Annotated in this window: 18 protein-coding genes; 7 read left to right on the forward strand and 11 right to left on the reverse strand. The window is 68.2% G+C overall.

All coding sequences use genetic code 11. The features are described from left to right. Nucleotides 1-41: 41 nt before the first annotated feature. Both traA and QHF84_RS00715 read left to right on the forward strand, forming a co-directional pair. A complete protein-coding gene (gene traA, locus QHF84_RS00710; protein WP_281311168.1) occupies nt 42-2,090 on the forward strand; it encodes an outer membrane exchange protein TraA family protein in 2,049 nt (682 codons plus the stop codon). Next, nucleotides 2,087-4,090, forward strand: coding sequence for an OmpA family protein (locus tag QHF84_RS00715; RefSeq protein ID WP_281311169.1), 2,004 nt, complete (start codon nt 2,087-2,089; stop codon nt 4,088-4,090). The genes traA and QHF84_RS00715 overlap by 4 nt, the downstream gene beginning before the upstream one ends. A gap of 184 nt (nt 4,091-4,274) precedes the next feature. Here the strand turns inward: QHF84_RS00715 and QHF84_RS00720 are convergent, their stop codons facing one another. Then, a complete protein-coding gene (locus QHF84_RS00720) occupies nt 4,275-4,904 on the reverse strand; it encodes a hypothetical protein (RefSeq protein WP_281311170.1) in 630 nt (209 codons plus the stop codon). A gap of 151 nt (nt 4,905-5,055) precedes the next feature. Here QHF84_RS00720 and serA point away from each other — a divergent pair, with 151 nt between their 5' ends. Beyond that, nucleotides 5,056-6,303, forward strand: a complete 1,248-nt coding sequence (serA, locus tag QHF84_RS00725) for a phosphoglycerate dehydrogenase (protein ID WP_281311171.1) — start codon at nt 5,056-5,058, stop codon at nt 6,301-6,303. Here the strand turns inward: serA and QHF84_RS00730 are convergent. Next, a complete protein-coding gene (locus QHF84_RS00730; protein ID WP_281311172.1) occupies nt 6,300-7,691 on the reverse strand; it encodes an FAD-binding oxidoreductase in 1,392 nt (463 codons plus the stop codon). The two genes, serA and QHF84_RS00730, sit on opposite strands and share 4 nt — an antisense overlap. Before the next feature lie 84 nt (nt 7,692-7,775). Here QHF84_RS00730 and QHF84_RS00735 point away from each other — a divergent pair, with 84 nt between their 5' ends. Next, nucleotides 7,776-9,107 (forward strand): diaminopimelate decarboxylase, encoded by a 1,332-nt coding sequence (locus QHF84_RS00735; protein ID WP_281311173.1) that lies wholly within the window; start codon nt 7,776-7,778, stop codon nt 9,105-9,107. A 3-nt stretch (nt 9,108-9,110) separates the two neighbouring features. Here the strand turns inward: QHF84_RS00735 and QHF84_RS00740 are convergent, their stop codons facing one another. From QHF84_RS00740 to QHF84_RS00750, 3 genes are all read right to left on the reverse strand, one after another. Further along, nucleotides 9,111-9,809, reverse strand: coding sequence for a class I SAM-dependent methyltransferase (locus QHF84_RS00740; protein WP_281311174.1), 699 nt, complete (start codon nt 9,807-9,809; stop codon nt 9,111-9,113). A gap of 63 nt (nt 9,810-9,872) precedes the next feature. Continuing rightward, on the reverse strand, nt 9,873-10,790 hold the full coding sequence (locus QHF84_RS00745; protein ID WP_281311175.1) for a DNA adenine methylase: 918 nt from the start codon (nt 10,788-10,790) through the stop codon (nt 9,873-9,875). A 146-nt stretch (nt 10,791-10,936) separates the two neighbouring features. Further along, nucleotides 10,937-11,563, reverse strand: a complete 627-nt coding sequence (locus QHF84_RS00750; protein ID WP_281311176.1) for a CDP-alcohol phosphatidyltransferase family protein — start codon at nt 11,561-11,563, stop codon at nt 10,937-10,939. Nucleotides 11,564-11,709: 146 nt separating this feature from the next. Between QHF84_RS00750 and QHF84_RS00755 the strand changes: the two genes are divergently transcribed. Beyond that, nucleotides 11,710-12,915: a hypothetical protein gene (locus QHF84_RS00755; protein ID WP_281311177.1), complete on the forward strand. Its 1,206-nt coding sequence runs from the start codon at nt 11,710-11,712 to the stop codon at nt 12,913-12,915. A gap of 3 nt (nt 12,916-12,918) precedes the next feature. On the opposite strand, the gene QHF84_RS00760 is transcribed toward QHF84_RS00755, so the two are convergent. Next, nucleotides 12,919-13,341, reverse strand: a complete 423-nt coding sequence (locus QHF84_RS00760; protein ID WP_281311178.1) for a PPC domain-containing DNA-binding protein — start codon at nt 13,339-13,341, stop codon at nt 12,919-12,921. Nucleotide 13,342: 1 nt separating this feature from the next. After that, nucleotides 13,343-15,133 carry a gamma-glutamyltransferase gene (gene ggt, locus QHF84_RS00765; RefSeq protein ID WP_281311179.1) on the reverse strand — a complete coding sequence of 597 codons (1,791 nt, stop codon included), beginning with the start codon at nt 15,131-15,133 and terminating at the stop codon, nt 13,343-13,345. A 107-nt stretch (nt 15,134-15,240) separates the two neighbouring features. On the opposite strand from ggt, the gene QHF84_RS00770 reads away from it, so the two are divergent. After that, entirely contained in the window at nt 15,241-16,938 is a 1,698-nt protein-coding gene (locus tag QHF84_RS00770) for a choice-of-anchor Q domain-containing protein (protein ID WP_281311180.1), read from the forward strand. Nucleotides 16,939-16,978: 40 nt separating this feature from the next. Next, a complete protein-coding gene (locus QHF84_RS00775; RefSeq protein ID WP_281311181.1) occupies nt 16,979-17,878 on the forward strand; it encodes a hypothetical protein in 900 nt (299 codons plus the stop codon). 14 nt (nt 17,879-17,892) lie between these two features. Here the strand turns inward: QHF84_RS00775 and QHF84_RS00780 are convergent, their stop codons facing one another. The 4 genes from QHF84_RS00780 to QHF84_RS00795 all read right to left on the reverse strand — a co-directional run bounded on the left by QHF84_RS00780 (nt 17,893) and on the right by QHF84_RS00795 (nt 22,518). Further along, nucleotides 17,893-19,218, reverse strand: a complete 1,326-nt coding sequence (locus QHF84_RS00780) for an ATP-binding protein (RefSeq protein WP_281311182.1) — start codon at nt 19,216-19,218, stop codon at nt 17,893-17,895. Between the two features lie 109 nt (nt 19,219-19,327). Continuing rightward, on the reverse strand, nt 19,328-20,932 hold the full coding sequence (locus QHF84_RS00785; RefSeq protein WP_281311183.1) for a L,D-transpeptidase: 1,605 nt from the start codon (nt 20,930-20,932) through the stop codon (nt 19,328-19,330). Then, complete coding sequence (locus QHF84_RS00790; protein WP_281311184.1) at nt 20,929-21,870, reverse strand: hypothetical protein; 942 nt, start codon at nt 21,868-21,870, stop codon at nt 20,929-20,931. Before QHF84_RS00790 ends, QHF84_RS00785 begins: the two co-directional genes overlap by 4 nt. Nucleotides 21,871-21,933: 63 nt before the next feature. Then, nucleotides 21,934-22,518 carry a hypothetical protein gene (locus QHF84_RS00795; RefSeq protein WP_281311185.1) on the reverse strand — a complete coding sequence of 195 codons (585 nt, stop codon included), beginning with the start codon at nt 22,516-22,518 and terminating at the stop codon, nt 21,934-21,936. Nucleotides 22,519-22,555: the final 37 nt, after the last annotated feature.

Below are 22,555 nucleotides of genomic sequence, written 5' to 3' on the forward strand. Positions count from 1 at the left end.
GCGGCAGTGCCGCGGAGTGCGGCGCGAAGGCCGACGGTGCCATGGAACTCAGACGAATCCTCCTTGCTTCAGTCGCCCTCCTCGCCGCGATGGCTCCTCGGGTCGCGAGCGCCGAACCCATCACGATCCCGGAGGGCGTGGACGATCCGCTCCCCGGCCTCGGCACGGGCCTCTGTGCGGCCTCGGCGATCTCCACGAACCCACAAGGTGACTTCGGCCTGAACGCTCCGGACAACTTCTCGGGCGCGGTCAATTCGTTCATCGAGGCCCATGTTGCAGACCGCGTCGAGGCCACGATCCGCACGCGGCTCGACCTGTCCAACAACAACGCCAGCAACGAAACGCTGAGTTACGGCGACTTCATCGACGCCGCGCTCGATCAGGGCTGCAAGACGGGCGGGTGCGATTTCTTCGTCAACGACCCGTCGACGAGGTTCGGCAGCCGCATGCGTGGCTACTTGAACGTCACGCCGGATTTCGTGAATCAGCCCATTCACTTGGGTCTTTACGCAGACGACGCCGTGAGCGTGACGATCTACGACAAGACCGCCACCCCCCACGTCGCTGCATTCCGGCCCCCCGAGTTCGGCGCGGCGACCTGGCGCCTCACCGACCAGGTCACCTTCCAGAAGGCCGGCCTCTACCCGATCGAGATCGCCTACATCCAGCTCACCGAGCACGCCGCGCTCGAGATGTCGTACTTCGTCGGGGACTTCGCGGACTTCGAGCGCGAAGCGAACATCGCGCCGATCGTGCATCTCAACGAAGTGGGCTTCCAGCTCTTCCCCGAGACAATGTTTTTCCAGACGCGCAGCGGGACGCCCGCGTACCCGAACCTCGGCGAGTGCAAACAGTGCAAGCGCGAGTTCGTCAACCAGACGGGCAACAGCGGCTGCGGCGGGGGGTACTACTGCAACGACGCCGCGGTCTGCGCCCCCTGCGACACCGACGAGCTCTGCGGTCCGAGCTGCGTGAAGTGCGCCTTCGACACGCCGTTCTGCGTGAACATCAACGGCAACGTCCAGTGCGGCGCCTGCAAGACCGACGAGGACTGCACGGGCGGCTTCGTCTGCAACCCCGACACGAAGACCTGTGACGAGTGCAACAGCGCGTCCGACTGCCCCAAGGGCGAAGCGTGCGTCGAGCACAAGTGTGAGCCGTGCTCGACGAGCGCCGAGTGCGCCGGCGCCTCCTGCAACTGCTGTCCGGACGGCGCGAACGGGCAGCAGATGAAGTGCGCCCCGCTCGAGCCGAACGGCAACCCGAGCTGCGTCGAGTGCACCACCGACGCCGACTGCGGCGGCGGCATCTGCAACCTCTCCGTCGGCCGCTGCCAGGGCACGCTCCCCGAGAACAACTCGCCGACGTGCTGCGGCGACGGCTGCATCAACTGCACCGCGCTCGAGACCATCGTCGTCAACGGCACGAGCCAGCCCCGTTATCCGTTCTGCCTGCCCGGGCCCGTCGGCACCGCGTGCGCCGAATGCCGCCACGATATGGATTGCGGCGAGGGCGCCTTCTGCCTGAGCGGCACCTGCACCCCCTGCACCCGCGACAAACGTTGCGGCATGCGCTGCGATAGCTGCGGCGGCGACACGCCCTTCTGCTACGGCCAGAACGCGGCCGTCGCGGCGTGCGTGCGCTGCGCCGACGACTCGCAATGCGGCGACGGCTCCACCTGCGACACGGCCACCCACACCTGCACGCTCAACACGGGCTGCATGGTCACCTGCGGCGCCGAGACGCCGCATTGCGACGGCAATACCTGCGTCGCGTGTTACGCAGATTCGCACTGCCCCTGCGGCGGCACCTGCAACCTCTCCACGAACACCTGCACGCCCTCGTGCAAGACCAATGTCGACTGCCTCGGAAGCGATCACTGCCGCTGGAACGAGGCCGAGACCGCGAAGGAGTGCGCGCTCGGCCCCATGCCCGACGGCGTCGATTGCGGTGGCACGCTGGCCACGATATGCTCTGCGAGGCCCGGTCGACATGGAGGCGGCGCGCCCGGAGCCGCATTGCTCGTCCTCTCCGTCCTTGGCCTGCTCGGCCGCCGCCGCCTCCGTTCAACCCTCCGAGGTGAGCCGTGAAGCGATCAATCTCGTTCTTGCTCTCGCTCGCGACGCTCGCCGCGGCGCCCCTGGCCGCGGAAGCCGCCGAAGAAGGCCGCTTCGACGCGCAGACCTTCCGCCCGTCCGCGGCCCCGCGTGATCTCGTGATGATCCAGAAGTCCGAGGTCGTCGGCCATCTCTCGCCGACGTTCGGCATCTACACGGACATCGGCCTCGATCCGCTCGCCGTCGCGGCGATCACGACGGGCCAGGAGATCCGCGCCGTCGGCGCGCGCCTGCAGGTCACGGGCCTCGCGGGCATCGGCTTCTTCGACGTCTTCGACATCACGATGGCGATGCCGTTCGTCGCCTGGCAGATGTCCGACAACTTGAGGCCCCTCGGCACCGAGGGTGAGATCGCGCCAAACGCGCTCGGCGATCTTCGTTTCAACACCAAGATTGCGATCCCGTATCTGAACCGCAAAGCCCAGATCAAAGAGGGCTTCGGCATGGCGCTCACGGGCAACTTGAACCTGCCCACGGGTGATCAGAACGCGTTCGCGGGCGACGGCGCCGTCTCCGGCGGCATGGGCCTCGTCGCGGATTACCGCTTCAACTTCGGCCTGCTCGTCACGGCAAACGGCGGCGTCTGGTTCCGGCCCGATCGACAGTTTGCCGGGACGAAGGTCGGCGACATGGCGAACTTCGGCATCGGCGCGGAGATGTACGTCGTGCAGCGCTGGGGTTGGTCCGTGCTCGGCGGCGTGTACGGCAGCGTCTCGATGGTGAAGTTCCCCGACAGCCCTTCGCAGGTCCCGGCCGAGGCGCTCATGGCGATGCGCTGGCAGTGGGCGAGCGGTTTCGGGCTCACGGTCGGCGGCACGTTCGGCGCGAACTGCGGGTTCGGCGCGCCCGTCTTCCGCGCGTTCGCGGGCCTCACGTGGCAGCCTTCGAAGTCGCGCGAGCAGCAGGAGATCGATCGCCTGAAGCAGGTCGACAGCGAGGATCCCGATCACGACGGCCTCATCGGCGACGCGGATCATTGCCCCGAGCTGCCGGGCGTCCCGCAGAACATGGGCTGCCCCGACTCCGACTCCGACAAGGACGGCGTCCCCGATCGTGACGACAAGTGCCCGATGCTCGCGGGCGGCCGCGGCGGTTGTCCGGGCGCGTACGTCAAGGACGACGAGATCGTCATCCTCGATCAGGTCCACTTCGCGACGGACAAGGACATCATCCTCGACGATTCGAAGAAGGTGCTCGACGCGGTCGTCACGGTCCTCATGGACAACCCCGAGATCCGCTCGGTCGAGATCGAGGGCCACACGGACGTGCGCGCGGGCGATGTGTACAACCACAACCTTTCGCAGCGCCGTGTCGAGAGCGTCCGGGCGTACATGATCCAGAAGGGGATCGATCCCTCGCGCGTCACGGCGAAGGGGTACGGTCACTCCAAACCCATCTACGACGACTCGCAGTGCATCCAGAAGGACGAGGAGCTCTCGGAAGACTGCAAGTTCATGACCGCGAAGAACCGCCGCGTCGTCTTCCGCATCAAGGGCCAGGGCCACGCGCCTGGGAAGGCCGTCGGCGGCGGCGACACGATCCTCTCGCCGGGCGGCACGCTCGACGGCGAGGGCGTGATCAACGGGAGCGGCGTGCTGAACGGCGGAAGCACCTTGCCGAACGAGGGCCTGCTGCCGAAGGGGAGCGGCGTGCTCGACAAGAAGGACCCGACCCTGCCGAGCAGCACCCTCCCGCGCTCCGGCGAGCAACTGCAGCCCGAGGCGCCGAAGGAGGAAGGCGCGGACAAACCGGCCGACGGCAAGGACAAGCCCGCGGACAAACCGGCCGACGGCAAGGACAAACCCAAGCCCGGCGCCGCGCCCACCACGCAGAAGCCCGGCGCTGCGCCTGCGCCCACCACGCAGAAGCCCGGCGCTGCGCCTGCCGCGCCGAAGCCTGGTGCCGCGCCTGCGCCTGCCGCGCCGAAGCCCGGTGCCGCGCCTGCACCCGCGAAGCCCGCGGCGCCGCGCTGATCCCCGAGGCCTCGCTCCGACGAATGGAGCGAGGCCCGCGCCCTCCCCCACATCCTCACGCATCGCGCGCCGCGTCCACGCGGGCGTCGCGATTTTCTTTGGTGCACAAACGAAACGAGGCCACGGGCGACCCTCCCTCGGGAGGACTCGCGCGCGACCTCGTCTCGAAACGCCTTCTGGCGGGCTACTTCTTCGTCGTGGTCTTCGTCGTGGTCTTCGTCTTCGTCGTCGACGTCGAGCCCGTCGACGACGTCGTGGGCGTCGGCGTGGGCGTCGTCGTCGTGGCGGCCGTGGGCGTGGGCGCCGTGGTCGCGGCCGCGGTCGGCTGCGGCGGCGGCGACTTGACCTCGACCGAGGTGTTCAGCGGCGTCGCCTCCTTGGGCGGGTTCGGATCCGCCGCCGGCACCGGCTCGGCGCCCTTGTCCACCTCGGAATGGGCGCCGAGATCGAGCGGCTTCGACGAGATGCCTTCACGCCGGATCCAGACGATCGCCGTCCCCGTAGCCACCTTGCCGTACGAGGCGTCGGGCAGGCGAATCTCCTCCTCGATCGCCTCGATCACGGCGTCTCCGCCCGCCATGCACGCGGCTTTGCGGAGCGACCGCAGGCGCTCGGGCTCGGTGCGCGCTCCGGGCTCGCTCTGCACCGGCTCCAGGCGGTGGAACTCCCTGTCGGGCTGGGTCTTGCCCGCGAAGATGGGCATGTCCGTGCAGAACTCGCCGGACGGCGTGCGCATGTCCTGGAAACGCGGAGGAGCCGCGCAGGCGACAAAGATCGCGGCCGTCGCGGCCGAGAAGAGAACGACACGTTGCATGGCTATTTTCTTACCAGTTTCTACGCGCGTCTTGCAAACGTCGCGTCGAGGCAAAAGACACCGCGTGAACGTCCGTCCGGGGTCGGACGGTTTTCCGGCTGGCCTGCGCCCGCCCATGGGGTAGAGAAGGCGCCCCGAACGAGGACGCGCCATGACCATGCCTGCTCCGGCCGAGCTCTCCCGCGACACGATCCAGGTCCTCCTGCTCGAGAACATCCACCCGAGCGCCACGGAGACCTTCAACGCCTTCCGCGAAGGGCGCAGCTACGCCATCACCCGGAAGAGCAGCGCGCTCAAGGAGGACGAGCTCATCGCGGCCCTGCCGGGCGTGCAGCTCCTCGGCATCCGCAGCAAGACCCGGGTCACGGCCCGCGTCGTCGAGAACGCGCGCGACCTGCTCTCCATCGGTTGCTTCTGTATCGGCACGAACCAGGTCGACCTCGTCGCCGCCAACGCCCGCGGCGTCCCGGTCTTCAACGCGCCGTTCAGCAACACGCGCAGCGTCGCCGAGCTCATGATCGGCGAGATCATCCTCCTCGCCCGCCAGCTCGGCGATCGCTCGCGCGAGGTCCACGCCGGCGTGTGGAAGAAGGTCGCTGCCCATTGCTACGAGGTCCGCGGCAAGGTCCTCGGCATCATCGGCTACGGGCACATCGGCCGTCAGCTCGGCGTGCTCGCGGAGGCCGTCGGCATGCGCGTGCTCTACCACGACATCGCCGCGCGCCTGCCGATGGGCAACAACCGCTCGGTCCCCTCGCTCGCGGCCCTGCTCGCCGAGTCCGACTTCGTTTCGTTGCACGTCCCCGAGACCCCGGAGACGCGCAACATGATCGGCGCGGCCGAGCTCGCGAAAATGCGCAAGGGCAGTTATCTCCTCAACGCGAGCCGCGGCACCGTGGTGGACATCCCGGCGCTCGTCGCGGCGCTCAAGAGCGGGCACCTCGCGGGCGCGGCGATCGACGTCTATCCCGAGGAGCCCGAGTCGAACACGGATCAGTTCAAGACCGATCTCCAGGGCCTTTCGAACGTCCTGCTCACGCCGCACATCGGCGGCTCGACGGAGGAGGCGCAGGAGGCCATCGGGCGCGAGGTCGCGGCGGTGCTCGGCAAGTTCGCGGCGATGGGGGCGACGACGGGCTCGGTGAACTTCCCGCAGGTCGAGCTCCCGCCGGTGAAGGGCACGCACCGCATCCTGAACGTGCACAGGAACGAGCCCGGCGTGCTCCGCGACGTGAACCGCGTCGTCGCCGATCTCAACGCGAACATCGACAGCCAGTTCCTGGCGACCGAAGGCGCGATTGGTTACCTCATCATGGACCTCGAGCAGGACGTCTCCGCCGAGGTGAGCCGCCGGATCGAGGCCTTGCCCTCGAACATCCGGACGCGCGTCGTCTATTAAAACACCTTCCCCGGATTCATGATCCCCAGCGGATCGAGCGCCTGCTTGATCGCACGCATGATCTCGATCTCGGTCCCGGATCGCGAATAGCCTAGGTAATCCTTCTTGAGGAGCCCGATCCCGTGCTCCGCCGAGATGGAGCCTCGGTATTTCCGGACGAGCTCGAACATCGTGTGATCGGCCTCGTGCGTGCGCGCGAGGAACGCTGCTTTCTCCATCGCGTCGGGCTTCATCACGTTCACGTGCAGGTTGCCGTCGCCGATGTGCCCGAAGAGCGCGATCTCCCAGCCTGGATAACGCGCCTCGAACACGCTCTCGAGCTCCGCGCAGAACCCTTCGAGATCCTGGATTGGCAGCGCGATGTCGTTCTTGTGGGGCATACCCGTCGCGCTCAGGCTCTCGCTGATCCCCTCGCGCAGCGCCCAGATCGCGGCCGCCTCGCCGGCGTGTTGCGCGAGCGTCCCGTCCGTCACCACGCCCCGCTCGAACAGCGACCCGATCCACGCTTCGAGCGCCTCCGGCTCGGCCCGCTCCACTTCGAGCAGCACGTAATAATCGCTCGGCGCCGAGAGCGGCTCGCGCACGCTCCGATGCCGCCGCACCCGCGCCATGCATTTTTCCGTGAAAAACTCGTATGCCGTGATCACGAACGGACCCGTGCGCGCCTCCTTGAAGAGCGCGAGCACGCCCGCGAGGTTTGGCACGGCGAACAGGAGCACGTCGAGCTTGCCCGGCAGCCGTGTCAGCTTCAGCGTCGCCTCCGTGATGATCCCGAGCGTCCCCTCGCTCCCGATGAAGAGCTGCCGCAGATCGATCCCCGTGTTGTTCTTCTCCAGCGCGCCGCCGAGCTCGAGCACCTCGCCGCTCGCGAGCACCACCTCGAGCCCGAGCACCCACTGCCGCGTGAGACCGTAGCGGATCACCTTCACGCCGCCCGCGTTCGTCGCGATGTTCCCGCCCACCTGGCTCGAACCCTTCGACGCGAAATCCACGGGCCAGGTCAGGCCATGCTCGGCCACGTGCCGGTGCACCTCCTCCGTCACCGCGCCGGCTTGCACGCGTACCGTCGCGCCGAGCACGTCCACCGCGTTCATGCGCCGCATGCGCGACAGCGACACCACGACCTCGCCCTTCGCCGCCACCGCGCCCGCCGCGAGCCCCGTTCGCCCGCCCGAGGGCACGATCGGCACTTGAAACGCCGTGCAAAGCTGTAGCAGGCGCGACACCTCGTCCGTCGTGCGAGGCAGCGCCACGGCGGCGGGACGTGGCTCGTGCACCTTCGTCCAGTCGCGACCGAAGGTGGCCAGGTCGGAAGGGTCGACCGAGAGGAAATCGGCAGGGAAATCGCGGGCGACGGCTTCGAAAAACCCTTCGGGCAGAGCGGTCATGGTCGGTCGATACAGTGCTCGCGTCCTCCCTGCAACCGGCAAGCGCCGCTTGACGTGGCGGACCCCACGGCTACCACGACCCCGATGAGTCGCTGGCTCGAGCGTACCCGCCTGGAAGATGCCTCCACCGTGCTCCGGCGCGCCCTCGCCGCGGGCTTCCTTCCTCCGCAGGAGCCTTACGACCCGTACGCTGCGTACAACCCGTCCGCCATCTTCCACGACCTCGGCCGCGTCCGCGCGCGTGTCGCCGAGCTCGACGCGTCTTTCCCCGCGGGCACGCTGCATGCCGTCGCCATCAAGGCGAACCCCGTGGTCGAGGTCCTCCGCGCGCTGGTCCAGGCGGGCGCGGGCCTCGAAGCGGCCTCGCTCGAAGAGGTCTGGCTGGCGCTCGAGGCTGGCTGCCCGGCGTGGCGTATCGTCTTCGACTCGCCTGCGAAGACCCGCGATGACGTCGCCTCGGCCCTCGCGCATGGCCTCCGGCTCAACGTCGACAACTTCGACGAGCTCGATCGGATCGCGCGGATGCTCGGGAAGAGCAGGCCGCCGCTCATCGGGCTCCGCGTCAATCCCCAGGTCGGTGGCGGATCCATCGCGCTCACCAGCGTCGCGACTCGCTCCTCGAAGTTCGGCGTTCCGATCGAGCGGCGCGACGAGATCATCGCCGCGTTCGAGGCGTACCCCCTCGTGCGCGCACTGCACGTGCACGTGGGCTCGCAGGGCATGCCGCTCGAAACCCTCGTCGAGGGGGTTGCCCGGGTCCATTCGCTTCGTGAAGAGATCGAGCGCCGCGTCGGCAAAGGCCGCATCCACACGTTCGATCTCGGCGGCGGCCTGCCTGTCGCTTACCGGCCCGAGGACAAGGGGATCCCGCTCTCCGCTTACGTCGATGCATTGAAGGCAAAGATCCCCGGACTCTTCGCCGGCGATCTTGCCCTCGTCACCGAGTTTGGCCGGGCCATTCACGCGACGGCGGGTTGGGCCGTGAGCCGCGTCGAATACGTCAAGCAGGCCGGCGACGAGCGCCTCGCCGTGATCCACCTCGGCGCCGATCTCCTGGTCCGGCGCGCCTATCGCCCGGACGAATGGCACCACGAAATCGACGTCCTCGACGCGGAAGGTCGACCCAAGACCGGCCCGACGGAGCCCGTCACGATCGTCGGCCCCCTCTGCTTCTCGGGCGATGTCCTCGCCCGGAACATCGTCCTGCCCCGCATCGAGCCTGGGGATTTCGTGCTCATCCACGACGTCGGCGCCTACACGCTCGGCATGTGGTCCCGCCATTGCAGCCGCCGCATCCCGCTCGTCCTCGGCTACGACGGCGACGACCTCTCCGTGCTCCGGTACCGCGAGACGCTCCACGACGTCGTCGCCTTCTGGAGCCGCTCGCGGCCGCAGCCCTCCAGAAACGAGTCGTGAGTGCTAGCGCCGCGACGGCGGAATCCGGTGCGGCCTGTGCTCCTGCTTCACCCAGAGCCTGAGGTGCTGCGTGCCCTCGGGGTCCTCCTCGACGATCTCGTAATCGGGCGGCATCTTCCCGCCAAACCCCTGGTACGTCACGACCCGCATCCCGGGCGGCGCCGCTTCCAGCGCGGCCTCGATCCGCGTCACGTCCTCCTGGAAGCGCTCCAGCGACAAGGGCACCGCGCCGTCCATCTGCCACGACGGCGCGACCAGGTTCTCCTCGAATGGATTGTAGAAATAGAGCGCGTCGAAATAGGAAAAATCGATGTCCTCGATCGTCCCGTGCACGAGCCGCGCGTTCCTCGCGCCGACGGCGGCGAGCACCTCGCGGCCCACGTCCACGAGCGCCTGCCTGTGCTCGATGCCCACGAAAATGCTCTCCGTGACGAGCGCGCCGACGAGGCAGAATTTCCCCACGCCCGCGCCCACGTCGAGCACGCGCAGCCGCCCCTCCGGCGCGCAGAGCTTGGCCGCGCGCGCTGCGATGGCGACGGGCGTCCAGAAGCGTGACGAGAGCTCGCGAATGTCCGCGGGGTACAGGGCGTCGATCGCCTCGTCGGTCACCGGCGCGCCTTCGCGGAGCGCCTCGATCGATTCCCACTGGGACGCAGAAAGCACGAGTGTGCCTGGACGGTGGTGCGGGAGAACGGCGCGCATGCGCGCTTCATCGGACGCGTGATTCGCGACCGGGAGCCCTCCGAAGAGACGCTCGCGGCCGTTTCACCGGATGATGAGCTCTTGAATCCGTCCGCGCCCCGCGGCCTTGCAGTTGATGGCGCGCGACGCCCCCACGGCGGCGAGCTCGAAGCCGTCCCCGTAGAGCGAATACACCTCGGGCGCGGACGAATTCGACAGGAGCACCCGCACGCCGCGCTCCTTCAGCTCGCGCGCCACGTCGCGCAGCCTCTGCTGCTCGCGCATCCCGAAGCCGCCGCTCGTGTAGGACGTGAAGCTCGACGACGCCGAAAGCGGCACGTAGGGCGGATCGAAATACACGAAGTCGCCCGGCCGCGCCCGCGCGGCGACGTCCTCGAACGAGGCCACCCGGATCGACGCGTGCTTCAGGGCCCGCGAGCAGGCGCGCAGGTTCTCCGCGTCGCAGATCGTGGGGTTCTGGTAATCGCCGAACGGCACGTTGTACTGGTTTTGCCGGTTCACCCGGTAAAGCCCGTTGAACCCCGTGCGGTTCAGGTAAATGAACCAGGCGGCCACCTCCACGTCGGTCTTCGCGTCGACGTCGCTCGACCGCAACTTCATGAAGAAATCGCGATCGTGCGGATACGACGCGAGGAGATCGATGACGTCCTCGACGGCGTCGCGCACGCCGATGTACGTGCGCACGAGCCGCTCGTTCGTATCGCTGAGCTCGGCGCGCTCGGGCATGAGGTGGAAGAAGAGCGCGCCGCCCCCGACGAAGGGCTCGTGGTACGTATTGAAGCGCGACGGAATGCGCGGCTCGAGCTCGTGGAGGAGCTGCCGCTTCCCGCCAACCCACTTGATGAAGGGTTTTGCCGTCCCCGGCTCGATTTCACGAATGTCCGGACGCGGCTTTCCGCGGGCCTTGAGGGGCCCGGGGCGGACGGACGGGAGGGGAACTGCGGCCGGGGTGTGGAGCGGTCGAATCGCGCGCTCGAGCATGTGGATACCCCAGCAACTACAATGGGGAATCGCGCCCGGCAAAACTTTCGATCGAAGAAGTTCCGGACAAATTCTATCGCTGAAAACTTGTCCCGGATTCGTGTGCTGAAAATTTGTCCCTGAACAACTGATCGGGCTTCACGGGTTCAGGGCTTCGGAATGCGCAGCGTCTTCGATATCATCGCGCTGCCGCTCACCACGAAGAGCAACACGATCGGGTGCAGCACCCACGGCCCGAGCTCGATCGCTCCGCCCGGCAGCGCCTCGCCGATGTGCCCATTCGCCGAGAGCGCGCCGAACAGCGCCACGAGCACGAGGCTCGTCGGGATCGGCGTCCCCTCGTAATACTTCACCTTCCCCCCCTCGTCCGCGAGCTGGCTCGCCGTCGCGTTGTACCGCGCGAGCCGGCTGATCCCGCAGGCCACGAAATACACGAGCGCGATCGCGTCCCAGCCCCCGCGCATCCCGAGCCCGAACGCGAGCGCGGCCGGGGCCACGCCGAACGACACGAGATCCGCGAGCGAGTCGAGCTCCTGCCCGAGCATCGACACCTCGCGCCGCGCCCGCGCCACGCGCCCGTCGAGGAAATCGCAGAACAGCGCGACCGGGAGCAGCCCGAACGCGAGCCGGAGGAACGTCACGTCGCCCGAGGCCACGTACTTCATCGTCGCCAGCATCGACCCGGTGCCGGCAAATCCATTGCCGAGGGTCAAGAAATCCGCGACTTGAAAGTCACGGATCATCGAGAAGCGGCGGCGTCGGGGCTTCTTCATGGCAGCGCTGGCATCCATGGCACAATGTTGGCACGCGGCCAAGATCCCCAGCACGGCCCCCTCCACGCCTTGACACCTCGCGCGTTTCCATCGGACCCTCGACGCCCTGGACGACGCCCGCCCGCCGAGGCGTTCCCCGGTCCGCCATGGCCCCCAAAACCCTGCGCCCGCTCCCCCGCCTCGCCCCGGTCCTCGCCCTCCTCCTCGCCGCCGCGTGCGACCCGCCCAAGCACGAACCCGCCGCCTCCGCGCCCGCGTCCGCAGCCCCGTCCGCCTCCGCCGCCGCGCGCGCCTCCGCCGTCGTCTCGGCCTCCGCCCCCGCCGCTCCTGCATACGGCCCTTTTGGTGAGCTCGTTCGCTCCCTCTCCGAGCCGGGGGGCGACTTCATCTCCGACAACCTCATCTCGAACGAGACCTCGTATCTCCAGACCGCCGACGCGCTCGCGGCGCGGCCCGCGGGGGGCGTTTACATCGGCGTCGGACCCGAGCAGAATTTTACGTATCTCGCGCTCACCCGCCCTCGCCTCGCGTTCATCGTCGACATCCGCCGCGACAATCTCCTCCAGCACCTTTATTATCGATTCCTCTTCGAAGAGGCCGAGAGCCGCTCCCATTTCCTCGCGTTGCTCGTCGGCCGTCCCTACGACGCGGCCACCGCCCCGCCCGCGGACGCCGACATCGACGCCGTCCTGAAGCACGCCGAATCAAAAGCGCCCGACCCGAAGCTCTTCGCGACGACCGTCGATCGGGCGATGAAGCGCATGCAGGAGACCTACGGCGTCACGCTCACGGACAAGGACAAGCGCTCGCTCGCGCGGATGACGCAGGTCTTTTTCGACAAACAGATCGATCTCCGGTTCGAGCTCAAAGAAAACTCCGGCCGCAAATACCCTTCCCTGCGCGAGCTCCTCGGCGGGGCGGATCCGGCGGGCAAGAAGCGCGGCTTCCTCGCGACGGACGCGGCGTTCCGTTTCGTCCAGGCCATGGAGCGCGAGGGCCGCGTGGTCCCCATCGTCGGCGATTTCGCGGGCGACGGCGCATTCCCGGCCATCGCCGCATTCCTCCAGAAAAACGACCTCCGCGTGAGCACGTTCTACGTATCGAACGTCGAGCAATACCTGCTCGAACCGCCGACCTGGACGAAATGGATCCGCAACGTCGCCGCGCTCCCGCGCATGGACGACGCGATCTTCGTGCGGTGTTACCTCGACCAGGGCCAGAAACACCCGAAGCAGATGGAAGGCCACCGCACGGCCACCGTGCACGCGAAGATCGGCGATTTCGTCACGCGCGAGCAGAAGACCCCGACGCGGTCGTGGTTCAAGATCGCGACCGAGGGCAACCTCGACTGAACGTCATTCCTTCGGATACGCCACGAGCTCGTCGTAGCCGTACGTCGCATCCGGCTCCCGCGCAAACCGCAACGCCGGAAGCACGCCGATCGTGACCTCCGCGGTCGTATAAACCCGCGATCCTTCCATCAAATGCCCGCCCCGCGCGACGCCGTCGCCGTCCGCGATGCCCACGTGCACGTGCGACCCGCCGCTGGCCGAGAGCGTGCCCACGAGCGAGGTGATCTCGTGTTTCCCCGGGATCCACGTCGCCTCCTCGCGGTTCGCGAAGCGGATCGAGGCCCCGTCGAGGCTCCCCACGCACGTCAAAATCACCGCGGCTTCGAGCCCGTGCGTCGCGACATACGCTTCGAGCGAGCGCAACAGGTCCTGACCCGGGCGGAGGCGAAGCACATGCGCGAGCAGCGGTGACGTCCTCGGCTCCATCTCAAAGCCCCAGCGCGAGCCCGCTCTTGTTCCGCGGTTCGGCCGCGCCCGTCCACACGCCGCCGGGACCTCGCACGATCGACGGCGCGTCCGCGATCGCGTCCCATGCCTCGAACTTGTGCCCGCGTGCGCCGAGCGCTCGCAACACGTCTTCCGGCAGCCCTCCCTCCTCGACGAAAATCTGATCCGGCAGATGCTGATGATGCACCCGCGGCGCGCCCACCGCTGCGGTCGCGCCCATCCCGTGATCGAGCACGTTCGTGATCACCGCGAGCGCAGCCGAGATGATCGTCGGTCCGCCGGCCGCGCCCGTCACGATTCGCACGGCGCCGTCGGGCCCGACCACGATCGTCGGCGTCATCGACGAAAGCATCCGTTTGCCCGGCGCGACCGCGTTCGCCTCTCCCTGCACGAGGCCGAAGACGTTCGGCTTTCCGGGCTCCGTCGCGAAATCGTCCATCTCGTTGTTCAGGAGAAACCCGCCGCCGCGCACGACCACGGCCGAGCCGAGCGACGTGTTGATCGTCGTCGTCAGCGCCACGGCCGCGCCGCTGCGATCTACGATCGAGAAATGCGTCGTGTGTTTTTTCTCGTTCGCGCCCCCGCGCCCGGGTCCGACCTCGGATGAGGGCGTCGCGCGGGCCGGGTCCATCGACGTCCGCGCTTCCTTGATGGCCTCGGCCGAAAGAAATTCGCCCGTGGGGATCGGCACGAATGCGGGATCTCCGAGGAAGTGATTTCTTTTCGCGAATGCACGACGGGACGTCTCCACCGTGACGTGCAGCGCCTCGGGCGAAAGGAATCCCATCTTGCCGAGCTCGTAACCTTCGAGCACGCCGAGCGTGAATGCGAGCACGAGCCCGCCGGACGAGGGCGGTGGCATCGCGAAGACTTTGTGCCCGCGATACTCCATCTCCACCGGCGTCCGCCAGACCGGCCGATAGGCCGCGAGATCCTCCGCCGTCACGATTCCCCCACCCGCCTTCATTTCCTCGACGACGAGTTTTGCCGTCTCACCCTCGTAAAACCCGGGCGCCCCGCGCTCCGCGATACGCGAGAGCACCCGCGCGAGCTCCGGGTTTTTCAACACCGCCCCCACGGCGAGCGGCTTTCCCCCCGGCAAAAACATCGCGGCCGACGCCGGAAACCTCGCGAGATCCGCCGCGCGGCCCCGGATGATCTCGGCGAGCCCCTCGTCCACGACGAACCCCTCCTCCGCGAGCCGGATCGCGGGCGCCACCAGATCCTTCCACGGGAGTTTTCCATAGGCCCGATGCGCCTCCCACAGCCCGGCCACCGCACCCGGCACCCCGGCCGCGAGGTGACCGACGAGCGATGCGTCATTCTTGCCGAAGAACATCTCCCGCGTCGCCTTCGCCGGCGCGGTCTCGCGGAAATCGAGCGCGCGCACCTCGCCCTTCTCCGCCCGCACGACCATGAATCCCCCGCCGCCGACATTTCCCGCTTGCGGAAACACCACGGCGAGCGCGAACGCCACGCCCACCGCCGCGTCGACCGCGTTCCCGCCCTTTTTGAGGATCTCCACGCCCACACGCGTCGCATCCGCCGCGTCGCTCGTGACCATGCCGTCCCGCCCTGATGCGGGCGCGGCCTTCAGATCGAAACGCCACGTCGCGGGCACGCGCGCGAGTGCGGGCAACGAGGCGGGCGAAGCCGCGATCGCCGGCACCTCCGGGGGCTTCGCTCCCTCGCTGCACGAGGCCGCGAGGATCGAGGAAACGACGAACGTTGCGCGAAGAAGGAGCCGGCGCGCGGCAGCGTGGGCGTTCACGGGCGCTTCATACCACGCGCGAGGCGCCGTCCCGCATCGATCGTACGAACGTCTTCATGCCCCCGCGCGACTCGCGTAAGGATGGACGGGAACCGCGGAGGTCCTCCATGCGATCTTTCTTTTCGTCCATCACCCTCGTCACGCTCACCTGCACCACGCTCCTCGCTGCCTGCGGAGACAATGGCGGCGAAAACGGAAGCGGTGGCAACGCCGGCAGCGGCGCAGAGGGCGGCAGCGGCGGCGGCGGCAACGGCGGCGGTGGCGGCAACGGGGGCACGGGCGGCAGCGGCGGCGGCAGCACCTCGATCGTCTGCGACCCGCCGATGATGCTCGCCGACGTCTCCAAACCGACCGCCGTCGTCGGCACGGGGACGGCCGCGAGCTGCACCGAAGCCGCGCTCGACGCGGCGCTCGCGAACGGCGGCGTCATCGTCTTCGATTGCGGCCCCGATCCGGTCACCATCACCCTGAGCTCGGCCAAACACATCTCCGCCGACACCGTCATCGACGGCGGCGACGTGGTCACGCTGAGCGGCGGCAAGAAAAACCGCATTTTCGAGATGGACACGAAAAACTACGAGGCCACGAGCCCGACCCTCACCGTGCAGCGCCTCACGCTCCGGGACGGCAAAGCCTCGGGCACGGCCATTCCGCTCGGCACCGATACCGACGGCGGCGGCGGCGCCATCTACCACGTCGGCGGCAACGTCAATGTCATCGACTGCGTTTTTCTGGACAACGAGGCCGCGCTCGAGGGCCCGGACGTCGCGGGCGGCGCGATTTACAGCATCGGCCTCGGCACGCTCACCGTGAGCGGCAGCCACTTCTCGGGCAACCGCGCCGCGAACGGCGGGGCCATCGGCGCGCTCGGCGCGGCGATCACCCTCGCGAACAGCACGATCGAGGGCAACCATGCCACCGGCTACGGCGCCAATTACATCGATCCCAATGGCCAGCAGGCCGGCCGCGGCGGCAATGGCGGCGCGATCAGCATGGATGGCAAGGGCCGCACGCTCTCTCTCTGCGGCGTGGTCGTGAAGAACAACCAGGGCCGCGCCTTCGGCGGCGCGCTCTTCCGCACGGGCTACGAGACCGAACCGACGACGATCGATCGCTCGACCTTCGACGGAAACTCCATCGAGGATCACGCGGGCGCCGAAGGAATGTCGAGCAGCGCCGGCGGCCTTTACATCCAGGGCACGCACGTCACCATGACCGCGTCGACGATCTCGAACAACCAAGCCGAAGGCTTCGCCGGCCTCTGGATCCTCGGCCACGGCGCGACGCCCGCGATTGCGGACCTCACGAACGTCACCATCACCGGCAATGCGACCTATCCCCGCGCCGATTTCACCACGCGTGGCATCGGCGGCGGCCTCATCATCGGCGACAACACCACCGGCAAGGTGACGAACTGCACGATCGCCGGAAACGCCGCGCAGTTCGCCTCGGGTATCTCCAACGTCACGAAGCTCGAGGTCCGCAACACGATCATCAGCAACGACGCGGACAACGAGTACACGCCCCTCAATTGCACCGGCAATGCCTACGCCCAGCCGCCCGGCACGGGGCAAAACAACCTCCAGTGGCCGAACGGCAAGAAAGACGACATGGATTGCACACCCGGCATCACCCGGGCCGACCCGCTCCTCGGCGACCTCGCCGACAACGGCGGTGCGACCCGGACGATCGCGCCCCAAGCCGGAAGCCCGGTCATCGGCGCAGGCGCGGGTTGCCCGGCCACGGATCAGAGGGGAAAACCCCGTAATCCGGACCAGTGCACGCTCGGCGCGTACGAACCCTGACGCATTGCAATCAGGTCCCGAGGCGGCGTAGCATCTCGGCATGCTTTGGCCTCGTTCGTCCCTCTTCCCGACGTTCGTCGTATCTCTCGCCACGTGCAGCGCGCTCGTCTCGGCGTGCACGCTCGATCAATCAGGAAGCATGGATCCCGCGGGCCCAGGCTCGGCGAGCGCCTCCACCGGCGCCGGAATGGGCGGCGCCGGCGCGAGCGGCGGAGGCGGCGCGGCGGGCACGGGCGGCGCCGGCGCGAATGGCGGCGCCGGCGGCACGGGCAATGGGTCGTCGTCGAGCGGCGGAGGCCTCACGAAGAACGACGGCGCCCCGTGCCTCGTGGGTATCGAATGCAACAGCGGTCACTGTACCGACGGCGTCTGCTGCAACGAAGAATGCAAGGACGCGTGCCACGCCTGCAATCAGCCGGGCGACGTCGGCTCGTGCCAGCCCGTCCCCGTCGGCGCGGACGCGTGTTCCACGCCCGGCGAGCTTTGTGACGCGGAAGGCACGTGCGCGTGTGGCGTCGCGAAGCCTCCCACGGGTCAGAGCTGCCCGGGCGGGTGGCTGGAATCGAGCCCCGGCACGTGCCTCAAGACGTGCGGCGGCGGTCAATGCAGGAACACGACCATCGATTGCCCCGCCGGCTTCCATTGCGTCGTCGACTGCAACGGAATGGACGCATGCAGCGACGGCACGGTCATCAACTGCCCTGCCGGGCACGCGTGCGAGGTGATCTGCTCCGCGAAAAACACCTGCCAGGGCATGGGCGGGAAGGTCCAGTGCAGCGCCGACGGCCCCTGCAAGCTCACGTGCAGCGGCTCGCACGGCACCTGCCAGGATCTGACGTTCACCTGCGGCGACAATCTCTGCGAGGCGAGCTGCACCTCGACCTACAAAGCGACGGTGGTGAAGGGCAACGCCTGCAGCTCCACGAGCAACTGCCAGTAGCCTCGTTTCGCGCGTCACGTCATCAGCGTGCCCTGGGCCAACGCCGTCGGGAGCCGGAAGCAGAACCGGCTCCCCCGCGGCGTGTTGTCCTCGATCCAGCTCGTGCCGCCGTGCGCCTCGACGGCCAATTTGCAAAACGAGAGCCCGAGCCCCCAACCGCCGCGGGCATTCTCTTCGAGCCGCACGAACCGATCGAAAATGCGCCCGCGCATCTCGACCGGTATCCCGGGTCCCTCGTCGCAGACGGCGATCGTCACCCACGCGGCGTCCGCGTGCGCCTCGATGCGCACCGTGCTCTTGGCGGGGCTATACCGAAGGGCATTGTCGACGAGGTTCTGCAGCGTGCGCCCGAGGAGATCCCGATCGGCCCGGAGCGCGCCTTCGGGCACGTCACAAGACAGCTCGATGGTCTGCTCGCGTTTCTCGGCGAGCGGCAAGACGACCTCGCGAATCTCGGCGAGCAACCCACAAAGCTCGACGTCGACGTGGCGCGGCACGAGCCTGCCGTCCTGGCTCTGGGCGATGTCGAGCACGTTGGCCGCCGTGCGGATGATCCGCTCCGCCGAGGAGAACACGATGCCCCAGCGGCGCCGATCCGCGGGCTTCAGGTCCTGGCTCCGGAGCTGCAGCGAGGCCGCGAGCGCGATCGCGGCGGCGGGGCTCTTGAGATCGTGCACGACGAGCGCGCTGAGCTCCTCCTTCTGCCGCTGCAGCTCGAGGAGCGCCGCGTGCTCCTCGGCGAGCTCGCGGCTCCTCTGTTCCAGCTCGCGCGTCCGGTCCTTCACGCGCTTCTCCAGCTCGGCGTAGACCGCGACATTCTCCATCGACACCGAGGTGCTATCGGCGAGCGCCTGGAGGAGCCCTAGCTCGTGCGGCGTCGCGCGGTGCCGAGATGCCCAGTAATTGCCGATCGCGCCAATGGGCGCCTTTGTCCGGATGGGCACCATGCACAGGCTCTTCACGAACGTCGGCCGATAAGCATCGACCGGGATGCGGGGATCCTCGTAGATGTCCTCGATCGTGACGGCCTCGCCGTGGAGCATGGCCCACCCGCTGATGCACGCGGACATCGGGAATCGCCGGCCCTTCCAGAGAGGACCGATGGCGTTCTCCTCCGCGTAGTAGCAGAGGTCGCCCTCGCGCAGGACGAACGTCGCGCCATCAGCGCCGGTGAGCTCCCTCGCCGCCTTCCGCACGATCTCCATGATGGTCGGCATGTCGCGGGCGAGCGACAGATCCTGGATGACACCGACGAGGAATGGGGGAGGCTCCAGGCCCTCCGTCGGCGGGCATTCCCCGGGGCGCGCGGACTCGACCAGACTGCATATGGCAGCCGTCATCGGCCATTTTTTACTGCACGGCCACGACCATGACAAGCTCGCTGTGGGGCACGCCATTCGATTCGAACCTGCCTGCCGAACGAACGGGCGTCCTCGCTCTGACGTACCGTTACCGCCGAATCACGATCCACGTCCCCGGCTCGCTCGGTCGCGCGTCCGCGCTCGACCAGCCTTCGGGGACGGGCGGGTCGGTCCAGGCGAACACGATCGACGCGTCCTCGGGCGAGAGGTTGATGCAGCCCCCGCTCTTCGGGCTGCCGAAGTCCTCGTGCCAATAGGCCGCGTGAATTGCGAATGGATTGCGGAAGTATTGCACCCAGGGCACGTCGGCGATCCAAAACGACGACGGATCCGGCGTCGCCTCGTCCGTGAGCTGCGCCGCCCGGTATTTCACGGCGATACGATAACTCCCGAGCGGCGTGAACGCCCCGCGGACGAGCTCCTCCGTGGTCGCCTTCGGCGACTCCGTCACGCCGCCCGCGCCCGGCGACATCAGCGTCGAATACACCGCGCGGCGCCCCTCGAACAGCGTCATCGTCCCGCGCGAGAGCGACACGTCGATCCATTTCTCGTCGGCCCCCACCATCCGGGGCCACGCCTCCGGCTCGGCGACGACCGAAATGTCCCGCGCCCGCGCATACGTCGGCCCGGGCTCGCGCGTCTCCCAGTACAGATCGCCCTCGTGCGTGATCGATTTCCCCGACAACCGCACGAACGTGCGAGGCGCCCAGGTCTCGCTCGTCGGAACGAACGCTCCGCTCTCCGCGCGCGCGTACTTCGTCCGCGTGGTCTTGCGGAACCAGCCGATCGGTAATGGATTCGTGCCGTCGATGGCGACGCCGCGGAACACGCTGGGGCGGAAAGGGCGCATGCGATCGGCGGGGACGAGGGTCAGCTCGGGCGAGAGCAGGAACGTGCGTCCCTCGACGTCGAAGGCATGCGAAAAGGAGAACATGGCTCCGTGCGGAATCTCCTTGCGCACGAGGCCGCCGCGCCGGCCCGCGGGCACGGGCGCTTCCTTTCCGCCGAGCAGAAACTCGGGAATGGGATCCCGCGCCGGGGCGGGCGTGAGATCGGCGAGATCTTCGTGCCCGTCCATCGAGCGGCGCACGCGCGCGAGGTCCGAAATGGGCCGCAGGCGCCGCTCGGTCCGCGCTTGCTCGCTCGACGTGGGGATCCGGCCGTACATCGGCGCCCGCGTGGAAAACGCGTAGTCGTACGGCCGCGGGCCTTCACGTGGGGCGGCGAGCGCGAGCGCGCGCAAGCGTGGATCGTCGAGGTTGCGGGTGATGGTCTCGTCCTCGCAGATGAACCCGCGAGGTGCGACGGGATAAAAGCGGCCGCTCTTGCAGCCGCCAAGCTGCGAAGGCGGCACCTCCACGGGCTCGTCGCTCTGGAGGACGACGGTCGTCCCCGGACGAACCTCGCCGATCCGGCGCTTTCGCGAGCGATCCTGGTAGATGAAGGTGGTGAAGCCGATGGAGCCGAGGCGGGGCGGATCCGTGTCGGCTTCCGCTGCCGCTGCCGCTGCCGCGTCCGCTGCCGCGTCCGCTGCCGCATCCGCTGCCGCTGCCGCATCCGCTGCCGCTGCCGCGTCCGCTGCCGTGTCCGCATCCGCTCCTGCCTCTGCGCCCGCGTCGGGCACGGTCTCGGCCTTCGGGCCGCCGCAGCCGGCCGCGAGCGCGCAGAGGAGCGTGAAGCGGGTCCGGGTCAATGCGAGGCGAGGATCTCCGAGATGCTCGAGTACCGGCTCGGCTGGCGGCTGCCGTAGTGCAGGAGCCCGCCGCCGGCCGTCATCCACGACTCGTCGAAGCGGCCGTCGGGCGACTGGATCCGCACGAGGTGATCACCATCGTCGAAGGCCCAGTGCCGGCCGTGCGGATCGAAGTGATCGATGAGCGCGCCCTGCCGCGTGCGGATGTGGAACTGATCCGACGGGATGTCCCACGTCCGATCCACGACGAACTCGTAGATCTGCCAGATGTTGCCCGACGGGAGCACGCCCCAGTCGACGTTCAGGCCCGCGTCGTTCGGCAGACCGAAGACACGGTAGTCGCCGAAGCGCCGCGCCGCGTCCCAGAGGTCGCCGTTGCGGCTCGAATCGTGGTGCAGCGTGATCATCGACTTGCGCACCAGGCCAAAACCCTTCGTGTCCGTGTAGTCGTCGTAGGTGCGCCGGAAGATGTGCTCGCAGAGCTGATCGGCGCCCGCCGAGAAGCCCACCGTGAGCAGGCCGCGCGCCTTGCGCTCGTGCAGGATCCGCCCGAACTTGCCGGGCTCGCCGTTGAAACGCGCGCCGAGATCCTTGTAGCGGTGCAGGCCCGTCACGCTGTGCCCGCCCCCGAGGATCACGACCTCCGACGACCACAGGTAATGCCAGAACGTCTCGACGTCCTCGGCGCGCAGCCCGCTGTTCCAGTAGAAAGGCAGGTACTCGAGGCCAAACCGGTCGTAGAAGCTGAAGAAGTAGCGGAAGTTGCCCCAGGCGAACTCCTGACGTTCGTACTCGCTCCCGTTCTGCGGGGTCTCGGACATCGGGAGGAAGAGGATCCGCCGGTTGTTCTCGCCGCGCAGCGCGCGCTGCACGATGAAGTGATCGTGGATCAGGTCGGATCGGTCGTGCGAGCTGTAGACGAGCGCGGTGCCTTTCATGGTCGGCGCAGAGTAGAGCCTCGGAAGGCGCCGTTCGTCAAGGCAGCCGTGCGCGGGATGTGCTCAGTCGAGGAAGAGCATCAAGGAGAGCGCGGAAAGGCGCTCGGCGTCGCTCCACGAGGCGAACCCGCGGCCGACCTGGAGCTCGACCTCCTCGGGCTCCCAGCGTCCGTCACAACGCCGCTTGCCCACGTACACCGGCCCGCGGCGCCCGAGGTCGAGCTCACAACGGCCGAGCACCACGTGCGCGCGCTCGTCGCTCATCGCGACCTCGACGTCCCGTCCGTAGACGAGCCCGCGCGCCGTGACCACGCGCTCGTCACGCGCGATGGTGAGATCAAACGGCAGCGACGACGCGAGCCCACGCACGCGATCGCCCTCCACGTGCATGTTGACGAGCCGACCGTAGACGTGCCCGCGGAGCGCGTGATCGTCCGGATCGGTGTAGCGGCCGAGGTTCACGTCGAGCCCGAGCACGCCGCCCGGGTTCACCTGACCGCCGATCACCTCGCGGCCATGACTGAAGACCGCGAAGCGATTGAAATCCCGGGGTTCGTCGTAGAGCTCCTCTTGCGAGGGGAAGTTCGGCGGAGCCGCACACCCCAGAGGAACCACGAGCGCGAAGAGCGAAAACAGCCACGTTCGCACGAGCACCTCCCTCGACCGGAAAACCGGGAAGGATTCT

This window comes from Polyangium sp. y55x31, from assembly GCF_029946505.1.
Classification (GTDB): Bacteria; Myxococcota_A; Polyangia; order Polyangiales; family Polyangiaceae; genus Polyangium.

What these genes read in the sequence shown, in the direction of transcription:
- QHF84_RS00755 (WP_281311177.1), top strand. Translation starts at nt 11,710, where the DNA reads ATGGCCCCCAAAACCCTGCGCCCGCTCCCCCGCCTCGCCCCGGTCCTC.
- QHF84_RS00760 (WP_281311178.1), bottom strand. Translation starts at nt 13,341, where the DNA reads ATGGAGCCGAGGACGTCACCGCTGCTCGCGCATGTGCTTCGCCTCCGC.
- QHF84_RS00735 (WP_281311173.1), top strand. Translation starts at nt 7,776, where the DNA reads ATGAGTCGCTGGCTCGAGCGTACCCGCCTGGAAGATGCCTCCACCGTG.
- traA (WP_281311168.1), top strand. Translation starts at nt 42, where the DNA reads ATGGAACTCAGACGAATCCTCCTTGCTTCAGTCGCCCTCCTCGCCGCG.
- QHF84_RS00790 (WP_281311184.1), bottom strand. Translation starts at nt 21,870, where the DNA reads ATGAAAGGCACCGCGCTCGTCTACAGCTCGCACGACCGATCCGACCTG.
- QHF84_RS00750 (WP_281311176.1), bottom strand. Translation starts at nt 11,563, where the DNA reads ATGAAGAAGCCCCGACGCCGCCGCTTCTCGATGATCCGTGACTTTCAA.
- QHF84_RS00720 (WP_281311170.1), bottom strand. Translation starts at nt 4,904, where the DNA reads ATGCAACGTGTCGTTCTCTTCTCGGCCGCGACGGCCGCGATCTTTGTC.
- QHF84_RS00740 (WP_281311174.1), bottom strand. Translation starts at nt 9,809, where the DNA reads ATGCGCGCCGTTCTCCCGCACCACCGTCCAGGCACACTCGTGCTTTCT.
- QHF84_RS00770 (WP_281311180.1), top strand. Translation starts at nt 15,241, where the DNA reads ATGCGATCTTTCTTTTCGTCCATCACCCTCGTCACGCTCACCTGCACC.
- QHF84_RS00730 (WP_281311172.1), bottom strand. Translation starts at nt 7,691, where the DNA reads ATGACCGCTCTGCCCGAAGGGTTTTTCGAAGCCGTCGCCCGCGATTTC.
- QHF84_RS00780 (WP_281311182.1), bottom strand. Translation starts at nt 19,218, where the DNA reads ATGACGGCTGCCATATGCAGTCTGGTCGAGTCCGCGCGCCCCGGGGAA.
- QHF84_RS00775 (WP_281311181.1), top strand. Translation starts at nt 16,979, where the DNA reads ATGCTTTGGCCTCGTTCGTCCCTCTTCCCGACGTTCGTCGTATCTCTC.
- QHF84_RS00745 (WP_281311175.1), bottom strand. Translation starts at nt 10,790, where the DNA reads ATGCTCGAGCGCGCGATTCGACCGCTCCACACCCCGGCCGCAGTTCCC.
- serA (WP_281311171.1), top strand. Translation starts at nt 5,056, where the DNA reads ATGACCATGCCTGCTCCGGCCGAGCTCTCCCGCGACACGATCCAGGTC.